The organism is Mediterraneibacter sp. NSJ-151, assembly GCF_022487435.1.
GTDB lineage: Bacteria > Bacillota > Clostridia > Lachnospirales > Lachnospiraceae > Schaedlerella > Schaedlerella hominis.
This window is the reverse complement of record NZ_JAKVPP010000007.1, coordinates 20,921-34,651: the sequence shown is the minus strand read 5'-3', so window position 1 is coordinate 34,651 and position 13,731 is coordinate 20,921. Positions and strand designations below refer to the sequence as shown.

At 37.8% G+C, this 13,731-nt stretch carries 12 protein-coding genes; all 12 read left to right on the top strand.

Going from position 1 to position 13,731, the window contains the following annotated elements; genetic code table 11:
• Nucleotides 1-14 precede the first annotated feature (14 nt).
• The 12 genes from queA (at nt 15) to LQE94_RS08510 (ending at nt 13,689) form a co-directional block, all read left to right on the top strand.
• Nucleotides 15-1,040, top strand: coding sequence for a tRNA preQ1(34) S-adenosylmethionine ribosyltransferase-isomerase QueA (gene queA / locus LQE94_RS08565; RefSeq protein WP_240577454.1), 1,026 nt, complete (start codon nt 15-17; stop codon nt 1,038-1,040).
• Between the two features lie 79 nt (nt 1,041-1,119).
• Nucleotides 1,120-2,181 carry a cobalt-precorrin 5A hydrolase gene (locus tag LQE94_RS08560; RefSeq protein WP_240577453.1) on the top strand — a complete coding sequence of 354 codons (1,062 nt, stop codon included), beginning with the start codon at nt 1,120-1,122 and terminating at the stop codon, nt 2,179-2,181.
• An 18-nt stretch (nt 2,182-2,199) separates the two neighbouring features.
• Entirely contained in the window at nt 2,200-3,000 is an 801-nt protein-coding gene (cobK, locus tag LQE94_RS08555; RefSeq protein ID WP_022076357.1) for a precorrin-6A reductase, read from the top strand.
• A gap of 149 nt (nt 3,001-3,149) precedes the next feature.
• Nucleotides 3,150-5,030 carry an asparagine synthase (glutamine-hydrolyzing) gene (gene asnB, locus LQE94_RS08550; protein WP_240577452.1) on the top strand — a complete coding sequence of 627 codons (1,881 nt, stop codon included), beginning with the start codon at nt 3,150-3,152 and terminating at the stop codon, nt 5,028-5,030.
• 24 nt (nt 5,031-5,054) lie between these two features.
• On the top strand, nt 5,055-6,239 hold the full coding sequence (locus LQE94_RS08545; protein WP_240577451.1) for an FtsW/RodA/SpoVE family cell cycle protein: 1,185 nt from the start codon (nt 5,055-5,057) through the stop codon (nt 6,237-6,239).
• A gap of 169 nt (nt 6,240-6,408) precedes the next feature.
• Nucleotides 6,409-7,248 carry a DegV family protein gene (locus LQE94_RS08540; protein ID WP_240577450.1) on the top strand — a complete coding sequence of 280 codons (840 nt, stop codon included), beginning with the start codon at nt 6,409-6,411 and terminating at the stop codon, nt 7,246-7,248.
• Between the two features lie 20 nt (nt 7,249-7,268).
• Entirely contained in the window at nt 7,269-7,505 is a 237-nt protein-coding gene (locus tag LQE94_RS08535; protein ID WP_022076361.1) for a hypothetical protein, read from the top strand.
• Between the two features lie 235 nt (nt 7,506-7,740).
• Nucleotides 7,741-8,178, top strand: a complete 438-nt coding sequence (gene mraZ / locus LQE94_RS08530; protein ID WP_022076362.1) for a division/cell wall cluster transcriptional repressor MraZ — start codon at nt 7,741-7,743, stop codon at nt 8,176-8,178.
• A 92-nt stretch (nt 8,179-8,270) separates the two neighbouring features.
• Nucleotides 8,271-9,206 (top strand): 16S rRNA (cytosine(1402)-N(4))-methyltransferase RsmH, encoded by a 936-nt coding sequence (rsmH, locus tag LQE94_RS08525; RefSeq protein ID WP_022076363.1) that lies wholly within the window; start codon nt 8,271-8,273, stop codon nt 9,204-9,206.
• A 74-nt stretch (nt 9,207-9,280) separates the two neighbouring features.
• Entirely contained in the window at nt 9,281-9,820 is a 540-nt protein-coding gene (locus LQE94_RS08520; RefSeq protein WP_240577449.1) for a hypothetical protein, read from the top strand.
• Nucleotides 9,821-9,829: 9 nt separating this feature from the next.
• On the top strand, nt 9,830-11,875 hold the full coding sequence (locus tag LQE94_RS08515) for a peptidoglycan D,D-transpeptidase FtsI family protein (RefSeq protein ID WP_240577448.1): 2,046 nt from the start codon (nt 9,830-9,832) through the stop codon (nt 11,873-11,875).
• 89 nt (nt 11,876-11,964) lie between these two features.
• On the top strand, nt 11,965-13,689 hold the full coding sequence (locus tag LQE94_RS08510; protein WP_240577447.1) for a peptidoglycan D,D-transpeptidase FtsI family protein: 1,725 nt from the start codon (nt 11,965-11,967) through the stop codon (nt 13,687-13,689).
• Nucleotides 13,690-13,731 lie beyond the last annotated feature (42 nt).

The following is a 13,731-nucleotide window of genomic DNA, read 5'->3' as shown; positions in this document are numbered from 1 at the left end:
GAAGGGACAAGTCATTGAAAACAAGTGATTTTTATTATGATCTGCCAGAGGAACTGATTGCTCAGGATCCTCTGGAGGATCGTTCTAGTTCTCGCCTGCTTATATTAGATAAAGAAACAGGTAAGACAGAGCATCATATATTTAAAGAAATTATTGATTATCTGAATCCGGGAGATTGTCTCGTGATTAATGATACAAAGGTAATTCCGGCGAGACTGATCGGTGAAAAGATTGGTACAGGAGCAAAGATAGAAGTACTCTTATTAAAACGTAAAGAAAAAGACGTTTGGGAGACACTTGTAAAACCTGGCAAAAAGATGAAAGTCGGAGCACAGGTGAGCTTTGGTAACGGATTGCTGATTGGAGAAGTTATCGAAGTGGTAGAGGAAGGAAACCGACTGATAAAATTCCATTATGAAGGAATTTTTGAAGAGGTTCTGGATCAGCTTGGCGAGATGCCGCTGCCACCATATATCACACATCAGTTACAGGATCGTAATCGTTATAATACTGTATACGCAAAAAACGAGGGGTCTGCTGCAGCTCCGACTGCAGGATTGCATTTCACATCAGAGCTTCTGGATGCAATTCAGGAAAAGGGTGTTGATATTGCACGTGTGACTTTACACGTTGGGCTTGGAACATTCCGTCCGGTAAAAGTAGAAGATGTCACAGAACATCATATGCATTCTGAATTTTATCAGGTAGATGAAGAAGCAGCTGAGAAAATTAATCGTGCCAAAGATGGAGCGGGGCGCGTTATTTGCGTAGGAACAACAAGCTGTCGTACGATTGAGTCAGCAGCAGATGAAACCGGTCATTTGAAGCCATGCAGTGGATGGACAGAAATATTTATTTATCCGGGATATAAATTTAAAATGTTAGATTGCCTGATCACAAATTTCCATCTTCCAGAATCAACATTGATTATGTTAGTGTCTGCACTTGCCGGAAAAGAACATGTGATGGCAGCTTATGAAGAAGCAGTAAAAGAAAGATATCGCTTTTTCTCGTTCGGGGATGCGATGTTTATAAAGTAAGTAAAATATAGAATGATTACAATAAACCCTCCTTTTGCATATGGTATGCAAAAGGAGGATTTTCAGAATATATACAGAGATGAATAAGAAAATTAACGTATTAAGTTTTACAAAAAAAGGAAGTCAAAAAAATAAAGAGCTGTGTAGCTATTTAACAGAACAAGAGTATGATTGCATTGGATATACGATAAAACGTTTTTCCGTAGAGTGTGATTTAGAACCCATGCCAGAATATTTGTCTTTATGGATTGGGAAAAAATGGGGGAAAGAAGATTTTATTTTTATTGGTGCAATAGGGATTGCAGTGCGTTTAATCGCTCCGTGGGTGAAAGATAAATATTCAGATTCTGCAGTATTGGTGATGGATGAAAAAGCTCAATATTGCATACCAGTCCTATCTGGTCATGTCGGAGGGGGAATAGAGCTTGCGCACATGATAGAAAACTGTATGGGTGCAATGCCGGTTATTACGACAGCGACAGATGTACAGAAGAAATTTGCAGTAGATGTGTTTGCAAAGAAAAACAGACTGCAAATTACAGACAGAAAACTGGCAAAAGAAATTTCGGCAGCTGTTTTGGAAGAAAAAAAGATAGGATTTTACAGTGAACTTGGTTACAAAGGGAAAGTGCCGAAAGAAGTCGTGTGTTGTGAATCAGAAAGAGAATTGGATAAATTTGAATATGGAATTATTGTGACAGCTCAAAAAAAAGAAGAAAATCAAAAATCGAACAGATTATATTTGCTTGCGAAAACATATGTTATAGGTCTGGGGTGTAGAAAAAACATATCTTATATAAAATTAGAAAAAGGTCTTCAGTTAGCATTAGCACAAGTTCAAATAGATTTGGCTGAAATTTTAGCATTTGCAAGTATTGATCTAAAGAAAGAAGAACCGGCGATAAAAAAACTGTCGGAGAACTATCAAATTCCATTTTTGACATATTCGGCAGAAAAGCTGAAAAAAGTAGAGTGTGTTAGTAGTAGTTCAGAATTTGTGGCATCGGTTACCGGTGTGGATAATGTATGTGAGAGAGCTGCAAAATATTGTTGCCCGGATGGAAGGATGATATTAGATAAACTGAAATTGGATGGTATGACGGTAGCTATTGTACAGAAAAAGATGGAAGTTTTATTTTAAGAAAGAACAGGTTTTGGCGTGGATAAGAACGATAAAGAAGAATTGGAAATGTGCAGGATTTTGATATTTTCCGGGACAACAGAAGGAAATCAAATCGCAAAAGCAGTGTGCAGACTGCCGGCAAAGGTTTATGTCAGCGTTGCAACTGAGTATGGAAAAGTGTGTGCAGAAGAACAGTCCGAAGCTGAGATTATAGCAGGGAGAATGGATCGTGAAGAAATTCAAGAATTTTTAAATCTATATAAGATAGATATTGTGATCGATGCAACCCATCCATTTGCAAGAGTGGTGACAGAAAATATACAGAAAGCATGCGAAAATGGAAAAATAAAATATATCCGTTGTGTCAGAGAAGCGGAAAATGAAGCATTTGAAAATGAAAATTGTGTCTGGGCAGAGAATGTCGATAAAGCAGTTTCTTATTTGCAGGAGACGAAAGGAAACATATTAATTACGACAGGTGGAAAAGAACTTCAAAAATATACTCAGCTTAAGGATTATCAAGACAGATGTTATGCGCGTGTGCTTTCAACAAAAAATTCTATGACAGATGCGGCTAAACTAGGATTTGAAGGCAGACATTTAATCGCTATGCAGGGACCATTTTCAACAGAAATGAATATTGCCTTGCTTCATTATACAGAAGCAGCATATCTGGTGACAAAAGAATCGGGAAAAGCAGGTGGCTTTGATGAAAAGATTGAAGCAGCGCAAAAAACAGGCACAAAATTAGTTATTATACAAAGACCGATAGAAAATGGGTTGAGTGTGGAACAGACAATTTCCTATTGCATGGAGAAAATGTATCCTTTTTCATGAAAAGTTTTGTGAAAAGAAATGAAGATAAGGACATAAAAAGAAAAAAGTTGTTTTTAGATAGAAAAAAAGCTATAATAAGGAACGAATTATATGTAAAAATAATAAGAACAACGAGCAAACAGGATACAACAAAAGGAGACAAAGACTATATGTGTGGATTTGCAGGATTTGTAGGAGAGGTTGAAAATCGTGAAGAGGTTCTGGAAAATATGATGAATACGATTATTCACAGAGGACCGGACAGCGAAGGAAAATATGTGGATGAAGATGCGGCGCTGGGGTTTCGACGTCTGAGTATTATCGACCTTTCTGAAGTTGGCGACCAGCCATTATATAACGAAGACAGAAGTAAGGTACTTGTATTTAATGGGGAAATCTACAATTATCAGGAACTGAGAAAAGAATTAGTGGAAGCAGGACATGTATTTGTGTCGAATACAGATTCCGAGACATTGATACATGGCTATGAAGAATGGGGAGAAAGCCTGGTAGAACGTCTGAGAGGTATGTATGCGTTTGTAATCTGGGATACAAAAACAAAAAAACTATTTGGGGCAAGAGATATTTTTGGGATTAAACCAATGTATTATGCACAGATGAATGGAACATTGATGTTTGGTTCAGAAATTAAATCTTTTATGGAGCATCCGAAATTTGATAAGATTTTTAATGAAGATGCACTTGGAAATTACTTGTCATTTCAGTTTGTTCCGACAAATGAGACATTTTTTAAAGGTGTTTTCTGCTTACAGCCGGGACATTACTTTACTTATGAAAATGAAAAGATGGAGATTACACGTTATTTTGAACCGGATTTTACAGGAGATACGACAAAATCATTTGAAGAAATCGTAGATGATATTGAAGCAGTGATGAAAGAATCTGTAGAGATGCATAAGATCAGTGATGTAGAAGTTGCTTCCTATCTTTCGAGTGGTGTAGACTCCAGTTATTTAACCTATTTAGGTCAGGTTGACCGTACATTTACAGTTGGTTTTGATGAAGGAAAATACAGCGAGATCCAGGATGCAAAAGAATTTGCTGCAAGTATTAATATGCAAAACGATGCAAAAGTAATCAGTCCGGAAGAATATTGGGATAAATTATCTGATATTCAGTATTATATGGATGAGCCGGTAGCAGATCCGGCAGCAATTGCATTATATTTCTTGAGTGAGGAAGCTTCGAAAAAAGTAAAGGTTGTGCTTTCGGGAGAAGGGTCAGACGAGCTGTTTGGTGGTTATAATATTTATTGTGAACCATTGGAACATACGAGCTTTAATAAGATTCCAATGCCGATTCGAAGAGCGCTTGGCAAATTTGCAGAATACTGCCTGCCTAGAGGAACAAAGGGAAGAGGCTTTTTAATGCGTCATGGAAAAACCTTAGAAGAGCGTTATTTTGCAAATGCAACGAATATTTTTACGGAACGTGAAGCAAATAAAATTTTAAAGAAGGGCTGTGAACCTCAGATTCAAAAAGTGACAAAACCATTGTATGAACGTGTACAGGGAAAAGATCCGGTGACAAAAATGCAGTATGTTGATATGCATCTTTGGCTGGTTCATGATATTTTGATGAAAGGTGATAAGATGGGAATGGCAAATTCTCTGGAGGTTCGTGTTCCGTTTTTGGATAAAAAAGTACTGGAGCTTGCAGAAACATTGCCATTAGATTATAAAGTACGTGCACCAAAGACTAAAGTAGCACTGCGAGGAGCAGCTGAAAAAGTGATTCGCAGTAAGACAGCAGAAAAGAAAAAACTGGGATTCCCAATTCCAACGCGTGTTTGGCTAAAAGAGGACAAGTATTATAACCGAGTAAAAGAGATGTTTCAGTCAGAAGCAGCAAACAAATTCTTTAATACAGAACTTCTGATCAAAATGTTAGATGACCATAAGAATGGAAAGAATAAAAATGAAAAAACAGACAATAGCAGAAAAATCTGGACAGTTTATATTTTCCTTGTATGGTATGACAGATATTTTGAACATGGCAAACCGGTTCATCCGGAAATGGCAGCAAGATGATTTGAATAAACAGGGGATGTTGATATGGAGAATGGAACTGTAAGACCAAATAAGAAAAGCTTTCAATGGTCTAAATTATTTGTTCAGAATCCGCAATATTTTGACTATGATTTATTAATGATTCTGGTTTTCTTAATGTGTTTTGGACTGGTGATGCTTTATAGTACAAGTGCATATAGTGCAAATGCGGATTTTGGAAATGATATGTTCTATTTTTCAAAGCAGGCAATTATAAGTGCGGTTAGTTTTGCGTTTATGTTGTTTGTATCAAAACTAGACTATCATGTGTATGGTGCTTTTTCCTGGCAGATTTATTATATTTCCTTGTTTTTGATGCTGCTGGTAAAAACACCGCTTGGAGTAGAAGCATATGGATCAAGAAGATGGCTTCAGCTTCCCGGCAAGATGACATTACAGCCATCAGAAATTGCCAAAATTGCAGTTATTTTGTTAATCCCTTATGAAATCTGCAGGCTGGGTCCTAAGATTCAGTCAAAGAAAGGGATTGAACGAGTTTGTGCAGTTGGAGCAGTTGCAGCAGGTGGTGTAATGGTTCTGACAGATAACTTAAGTACAGCGATTATTGTTGCGGGGATTACCGGGATATTAATCTTTGTTGCACATCCTAAGATAAAACCATTTTTGCAGCTGATTGCTGCAGGAGCTGTAGTTGTTGTAGTTGGACTTTCATATCTTTCGGTAAATATTTCAAGTAGTGAAAACTTCCGTCTGCGACGAATAATCACCTGGCTTGATCCGGAAAATCATGCAGATGAAGGTGGATTTCAAGTAATGCAGGGATTGTATGCAATTGGATCCGGTGGATTTTTTGGGAAAGGTCTTGGAAATAGTACGCAAAAGCTGGGGGTAATTCCTGAAGTGCAAAATGATATGATTCTGACAATTGTATGCGAGGAGCTGGGCGTGTTCGGCGTAATTGTCGTTCTCGTACTGTTTGGACTACTTTTATATCGCTTGATGTTTATTGCAAAGAATGCGCCGGATCTCTATGGCTCATTAATTGCAAGTGGAATCTTTGCACATATTTCGCTTCAGGTTATTTTAAATATTGCCGTAGTGACCAATATGATGCCGACAACGGGAGTTACATTACCGTTTATCAGTTATGGAGGTACGTCGATTTTGTTTCTTATGACAGAGATGGGAATTGCACTTGGAATATCTCGTAAAATTAAATTGAAGCAATAAGGTTACTGTTCACAGTTACTGTGAACAGTAACGCAATAAGATGGGTTTCCCAAAATGGAATGAAAAAGCTCTTTTCAATCACTCAAAAGTATGATATATTATAATGTAGTATTAAAAACTACATGTGATAGAAATTTATCACACACAGTGTGATTTGGGAGGAACTACAATGAGTTATAGAGTGATTGTTGACAGTTGCGGAGAACTGACAGATGAGATGAAACAGAGCGGAATGTTCGTATCAGCCGCATTGACTATGCAGGTGGGAGAATATCATATTATAGATGATGAGACATTTGATCAGGCAGATTTTTTAAAGAAAGTTGCTGAATGTCCGGAAAGTCCAAAGTCTTCTTGTCCTTCACCGGAGCAATATCTGGCGAAGTATAATTGTGATGCAGATCATATTTATGTAGTTACATTATCGGCAGAGCTCAGTGGTTCTTATAACAGTGCTCAGTTAGGAAGAAATTTGTACTTTGAAGAGTATGGAGAAAAAGACATCTATGTATTTAATTCTTGTTCAGCATCCATAGGTGAGACATTGATTGCATTAAAGATTCAGGAGTGCGAAGAGGCCGGAATGGATTTTCAGACAGTGATCGATACAGTAGAAGCTTATATAGAAGGGCAGCATACTTATTTTGTACTGGAGAATCTGGATACACTTCGTAAGAATGGAAGATTAACAGGAATCAAAGCACTGGTTGCAGGCGCATTGAACATAAAACCGGTTATGGGATCAACACCGGAAGGTACGATTTGTCAGAAAGCGCAGGCTCGTGGAATGAAGAAAGCATTAGTTAAGATGGCAGATTATGTTGAACAGGAAACAGAGAATGCAAGAGAAAAAGTGCTGGCAATTTCACATTGTAATTGTGAACAGAGAGCAAAAGATTTTGAAAAAATATTATTAGAGAAGATGGCAGTAAAGAAGAGCATCATCGTGGATACAGCCGGAATAAGTTCTATGTATGCAAATGATGGTGGTATTATCGTTGCGATTTAATAGATGAAAGGAAGGTTTATATGAGTCAGGAGAAAGTAGATCGATATAAACAGGAAAAAGCAAATAGAAAAAAGAATATCCGCAAACAGAGAGTTATGGGTGTTGTAAGAACCTGTGTATTGTCGCTGGCAGGCTTGGCATTAGTCGGATGGTTAGGATATTCTGCATATGATACATATGAGTCAAAGCAGGAAAGAGAAGTTGCTTCAGTTAATTATGATGCGATTAACAGTTATTTATCAACAATTTCTCAGTAAGATAAGAAGTAAAGAAGAGACAGAGAAGAAAAAAATCTTTTCTGTCTCTTTTTTTATTGCCGTGTATACGACAAAAAGGTCCAGTGGATTTTTTTAGTTCTAATTTTTTTCACAAAATAAGGGGTTGAAAAAGGGTGGGAAGTGGTTTACAATGGTTCTAAGTGGTAGGAAGTGGTGAATTGTGGAATAAAGTGGGAGAAAAGTGGAGCCCATAAATTCTAAAAAGGAGTTCTTAATGTTACTAGGAGAGTTTAATCACAGCATAGATGAAAAAGGCCGATTGATTATACCAGCCAAGTTACGTGAAGATTTGGGCGATAGCTTTGTAATCTGCAATGGACTGGAAGGCTGTTTATTTGTGTACTCTCAAGATGAGTGGAACAAATTTGTAGCAGAACTGGAAACCTTACCACGGATGAATAAGGATGCCAGAATATTCAAGAGATATTTCTTTGGAAGTGCTTCAGAGGGCAGTTTCGATAAACAAGGGAGAGTTTTAGTACCGCCGTCACTCAGAAAAGCAGCACATCTTGAAAAGGACGTTGTTCTTGTGGGAGTTCAAGATCGTGTAGAAATCTGGGATAAAGGACTTTGGGAAGAACGCAGTATGGTCAGCGAAGAAGATTTGGATGCAATTGCAGAACGAATGGAAGCAATTGGAATCAGGATATAATGAGTAGTAGTGAGTCAGGAGCGTGTTTGCACGGTTATGACGAACGGCGATCATAAGAGCTGGTAATATAATGCGAAAAGATGGAGGAAGATATGGCATTTAAACACAAATCAGTATTACTTGAAGAAACAGTAGATGGTCTGGCAATTAAACCAGACGGAATCTATGTAGACGGAACGTTAGGCGGAGGTGGACATGCATTTGAAGTTTGCAGTCGTCTGAACGAACAGGGGAGATTTATAGGTATAGATCAAGATGCAGCAGCAATAGAAGCTGCAAGCGAAAGATTACGTGACTTTGGGGAGAAGGTTACAATAATAAGAAGCAATTATTGTGAGATGAAGTCACGGCTTCATGAAATTGGTGTAGATAAAGTTGATGGTATTGTGATCGATCTGGGAGTATCGTCATATCAGCTGGATACTGCAGAAAGAGGATTTTCTTATCGAGTAGATGCTCCGTTAGATATGCGAATGGATCAAAGACAGCAACTGACAGCACGAGAAATCGTGAATACGTATAGCGAAGCAGATCTTTTCAGGGTGATTCGTGACTATGGAGAGGACAAGTTTGCGAAAAATATTGCAAAACATATCGTAATAGAGCGTCAAAAAGCACCGATTGAGACAACGGGACAGCTTAACGAGATTATTCGTCATGCAATCCCAATGAAATTTCAAAAGACAGCAGGACACCCATCAAAGAGAACATTTCAGGCAATTCGTATTGAGTTGAACAGAGAATTGGATGTTTTAAGGGAATCGCTTGATGATATGATCGAGATGCTTAATCCTGGTGGAAGAATATGCATTATCACATTTCATTCTTTGGAAGACAGAATTGTGAAAAGTGCATTTCGAAAAAATGAAAATCCTTGCATATGTCCATCGCATTTTCCGGTATGTGTATGTGGAAATGTTTCAAAAGGAAAGGTCATTACAAGGAAACCAATTCTTCCAAGTGAAGAAGAATTAGAGTATAACAGCCGTTCTAAAAGTGCAAAGTTACGTATTTTTGAGCGCTGTTAGCAAAATAAAGGGAGTATATCAAATAGAATTTCATCAGGAGGGGAGAGCCTGGTGAAAGAGAAAGGCAAAAAGCAATGGCAGATATAGGACGTATGAAGACGTATAGTAAAGCAGAATATTATGCTGGACAGCACAGAAGAATGTATGTCTATGGAAGTGCAGCTTTGCAGCCGGAAACAGTGCCAAAGCAGATAGAAAAGCCGAAAAAGCAGAGTGCGAAAGCTAGTCGTCAGGTGCGTAAAAATCGAAAACGTGCACAGAGTATAAGTCCTGTATATGCTGTCTTTCTGACAGGAGCAGCAATTTTTGCAGTATGTATCAGTGTTATGTTTTTGCAGTTGCAGGCAGAGGTTGTAAGTCGTTCGGAAAACATTACGGCATTACAAGAAGAACTTTCAAATCTGACAGAAGAAAATGATACAGCTTACCGAAGTGCAGAAGATGCTGTGAATCTGGAAGAGGTTCGCAATAAAGCAATCAACGAATTTGGAATGGTATATGCAGCCCAGGGGAGCGTGGTGGAATATACAGGTCCAGAGAGTGACAGTGTAACGCAGTATAGTGATATACCAAAAGATGGTGTATTAGCAAAATCAAAAGATGTGTCAGAATAAGGTAAGAAGATGGCAGTCAAAAAGAATAAAAAAAACAATTATCAATTTTTAACAAGAAAATTTCCAAAAAGAATGCAAAAGAAGCTGGTAATGCTATTTATGGCAGTTATACTGGCTTTTGTTGTTCTTATAGCAAAAATTACATATATCAATGCTTCCAAAGGAAGCAAATTTACAAAAATTGTTTTGGATCAGCAGACATATGACAGCAGGGTAATTCCATATAAACGAGGAGATATTGTCGATCGAAACGGAACTAAGATTGCGACAAGCGAGAGAGTATATAATGTAATACTCGATGTTTATGTTATGACTTCCAAAGAAGAATACATCAATCCTACAAAGAAAGTATTGTCGGATTGTTTTGGGATAAATGAAGGGGATGTAGATCAAATCATTTCTGATAACCCGGATAGCAGATACCAGATACTTGCAGAAAATATAACTTATGAAAAAGCACAGAAATTTAGGGCAATTGAGGAAGATACAGAAAACTATCCAAATGTAAAAGGAATCTGGCTTGAGGATGATTATAAGCGTAATTATCCATATGCTACATTGGCGAGTGATGTGATTGGATTTGCTACAGTAGATAATATTGGAGCACTGGGGATTGAAAGTGCATATAATGATGTTTTAAATGGATTGAATGGAAGAGAGTATGGCTATTTTTCTGATAATGCATCATTAGAGAGAACTGTAAAAGATGCAAAAAATGGAAACACGGTTGTTTCGACGATTGATGTGACATTACAGAGCATTGTAGAGCAGTGTATTAAAGAATTTAATGAAGAACATACCGGTGAAGAACGGGAAGATGAGCTGGGAAGTAAGAATACAGCAGTGATGATCATGAATCCAAATACCGGAGAAATTCTTGCAGAGGCTTCTTATCCTAATTTTGATTTAAATAAGCCAAGGGATTTGTCTGCTATTTATTCGACGGAAGACTGGAATGCAAAAACAGAGGATGAGCAGTTTGAGGCAATGAATGAATTGTGGCGTAATTTTTGCGTTAGTGATGCATTTGAACCAGGCTCGACGATCAAACCATTTACAGTGGCAACAGGTCTGGATACAGGAGCAATCAAAGGGGATGAAACCTATGTGTGTGGAGGATATCTGCATGTGGGAGACTGGGATATCCGATGTCATCTTACTTCAGGACATGGAACAGAGACAGTTGCGGATGCTATAGCAAATTCCTGTAACGTTGCACTGATGGAAATTGCCGAATCGATAGGTGTTGAAGACTTTATTCGATATCAGCATATTTTCGGCTTTGGGGAATATACCGGAATTGATCTTCCGGGAGAAGCTTCGACAGCAGGATTATTATTTACCAAAGATACAATGGGGGATACGGATCTTGCGACCAGTTCATTTGGACAGAGTTTTAATGTTACAATGACGCAGGTGATAACAGCATTCTCATCTCTGGTAAATGGCGGTAATTACTATGAGCCACATATTGTAAAACAAATCCAGGATGAAAATGGAAAAGTTATAGAAACAAAGAATCCGGTTTTGCTTCGAAAAACTATTTCAGAGCAAACGTCAGAACAGGTAAAGACGTATTTGAAAGCTGTTATGGATTATGGTACAGGTAAAACAGCAGCAATGGAAGGATACAATATTGGGGCAAAGACAGGTACTGCGGAGAAGCTTCCGCGTAATAATGGAAAGTATGTATTATCCTTTATCGGATGTGCCCCACTCGATAATCCGGAAGTAGTAGTGTATGTGGTAATCGATGAGCCAAATACTGCGGCACAGGATGACAGTTCACTTGTGCTTGGGCTGGCAAAAAAAATCATGTCACAAGCATTTCCGTATTTAAACGTTACCACTGTGGAAGGATATGATCCTGTTGCGGTACAGGAAACAGAGGATTCATCGGATACATCAAATAGCAATGAGGAAACAGGGGATTATGATTATACAGATTATGATGCATCATATACAGACACCTATAGCAATTGGGATGGGGCATATGTAGATGATACATATACACCGGATTTCACAGACTGGACTTCGGACTATTATACAGAATAAAATAGATTCGTTCATGAGATGTGAACGAAGAAGCATAACCTTACAGAAGACATAATATTTTATATAAACTGTCTTTTGTAAGGTTTTTTATGAAAAATCGTACTTATAATAAGAAAAAAATAATGATTGTTTTTTTCGCTGCTGTTATTATGATCATAGCATTGCTTGGACGAATGATTTTTTTGATGATATTTGATGCAGAATATTATCAGAAAAGGGCAAAAGAATTACATGAAAGAGAACGTAAGATCAAAGCGGCCAGAGGAGAGATTTTAGACCGGAACGGGGTGGTTCTTGCAACAAATAAAACAGTTTGTACAATATCGGTGATACATAATCAGATAAAAAATAAGGAACAGACAATACAAATGCTTTCAAAAGAGTTGGGGCTGGAAGAAGCATATGTACGGAAGAGAGTAGAGAAAATTTCTTCTATGGAAAAAATAAAAACAAATGTAGAAAAAGAGGTTGGAGACAGAATACGCAATCTGGATTTAGACGGAGTGAAAGTGGATGAGGATTTTAAACGTTATTATCCATATGGAGAACTGGCATCGCAAGTACTGGGGTTCACAGGCGGTGATAATCAGGGGATTATCGGACTTGAAGTGAAATATGAAGAATATCTAAAAGGAGTTAATGGGACAATTCTTACAATGACAGATGCAAGGGGAATAGAGCTGGAAGGAGTGGCAGAAGACCGTATGGAGCCGAAACCGGGAAATACATTAGAGATTACGATGGATTATAATATACAATCCTACTGTGAGCAGGCGGCAAAGAGAGTAATGGAAGAAAAAGAATCTGATGCGGTGGCAATTATTTTGATGGATCCTCAAAATGGAGAGATTTATGCGATGGCAAATGTTCCGGAATTTAATTTGAATGACCCGTTTACATTGTCTTCAAAGATTGATACAAGTGAGCTTACAGATGAAAAAAAGCAAGATTTATTAAATCAGATGTGGAGAAATCGGTGTATTAATGATACCTATGAGCCTGGCTCAACTTTTAAGGTAATTACTTCAGCAGCATGTCTGGAAGAAGGTGTTGTAACAGTAAATGATACCTTTTCGTGTCCGGGGTACAAAATAGTAGAGGATAGAAAAATCAGATGCCACAAAGTAGGAGGACATGGTCTGGAAACATTTACACAAGGAATTCAAAATTCATGTAATCCGGTATTTATGGAAATAGGTTTGCGATTAGGTGCTGATAAATTTTATGATTATTTTCAAAAGTTTGGGCTGTTAAAGTTGACAAATGTAGATTTGCCGGGAGAAGCAGGAACGATCATGCATAAAAAAGAAGATATTGGATTAGTAGAACTGGCGACGATGACATTCGGACAATCATTTCAAATCACACCGATACAACTACTTACAACAATAAGTTCAATTATAAATGGTGGAACCCGTATTACGCCTCATTTTGGAAAGAAAGTTTATAATTCAGATGGAAAGGAAATAAAAACACTGACATATCAAAAGCAAAAGGAAATCGTATCAAAAGAAACTTCAGAAACTATGAAAATGCTGCTGGAAAGTGTTGTTTCAGAGGGGTCCGGACATAATGCATATTTGGAAGGATATCGCATAGGAGGAAAGACTGCGACTTCACAGACGCTTCCGCGAAGTGCAAATAAATATATCTCTTCATTTGTCGGATTTGCCCCGGCAAATGATCCGAAAGTGATCGGAATGGTGATCATATATGATCCAAAGGGAATCTATTATGGAGGTACAATTGCAGCTCCGGTACTAAGAGATATTTATGATAATGTTCTTCCGTATTTGGAAAAACAGGAAAAATAAAATGTCGTCCATATTCTGGTGAGGTTGAAAATCCACAGACTA

What these genes read in the sequence shown, in the direction of transcription:
- LQE94_RS08540 (WP_240577450.1), top strand. Translation starts at nt 6,409, where the DNA reads ATGAGTTATAGAGTGATTGTTGACAGTTGCGGAGAACTGACAGATGAG.
- LQE94_RS08520 (WP_240577449.1), top strand. Translation starts at nt 9,281, where the DNA reads ATGGCAGATATAGGACGTATGAAGACGTATAGTAAAGCAGAATATTAT.
- LQE94_RS08545 (WP_240577451.1), top strand. Translation starts at nt 5,055, where the DNA reads ATGGAGAATGGAACTGTAAGACCAAATAAGAAAAGCTTTCAATGGTCT.
- mraZ (WP_022076362.1), top strand. Translation starts at nt 7,741, where the DNA reads ATGTTACTAGGAGAGTTTAATCACAGCATAGATGAAAAAGGCCGATTG.
- LQE94_RS08515 (WP_240577448.1), top strand. Translation starts at nt 9,830, where the DNA reads ATGGCAGTCAAAAAGAATAAAAAAAACAATTATCAATTTTTAACAAGA.
- asnB (WP_240577452.1), top strand. Translation starts at nt 3,150, where the DNA reads ATGTGTGGATTTGCAGGATTTGTAGGAGAGGTTGAAAATCGTGAAGAG.
- rsmH (WP_022076363.1), top strand. Translation starts at nt 8,271, where the DNA reads ATGGCATTTAAACACAAATCAGTATTACTTGAAGAAACAGTAGATGGT.
- LQE94_RS08510 (WP_240577447.1), top strand. Translation starts at nt 11,965, where the DNA reads ATGAAAAATCGTACTTATAATAAGAAAAAAATAATGATTGTTTTTTTC.
- LQE94_RS08535 (WP_022076361.1), top strand. Translation starts at nt 7,269, where the DNA reads ATGAGTCAGGAGAAAGTAGATCGATATAAACAGGAAAAAGCAAATAGA.
- LQE94_RS08560 (WP_240577453.1), top strand. Translation starts at nt 1,120, where the DNA reads ATGAATAAGAAAATTAACGTATTAAGTTTTACAAAAAAAGGAAGTCAA.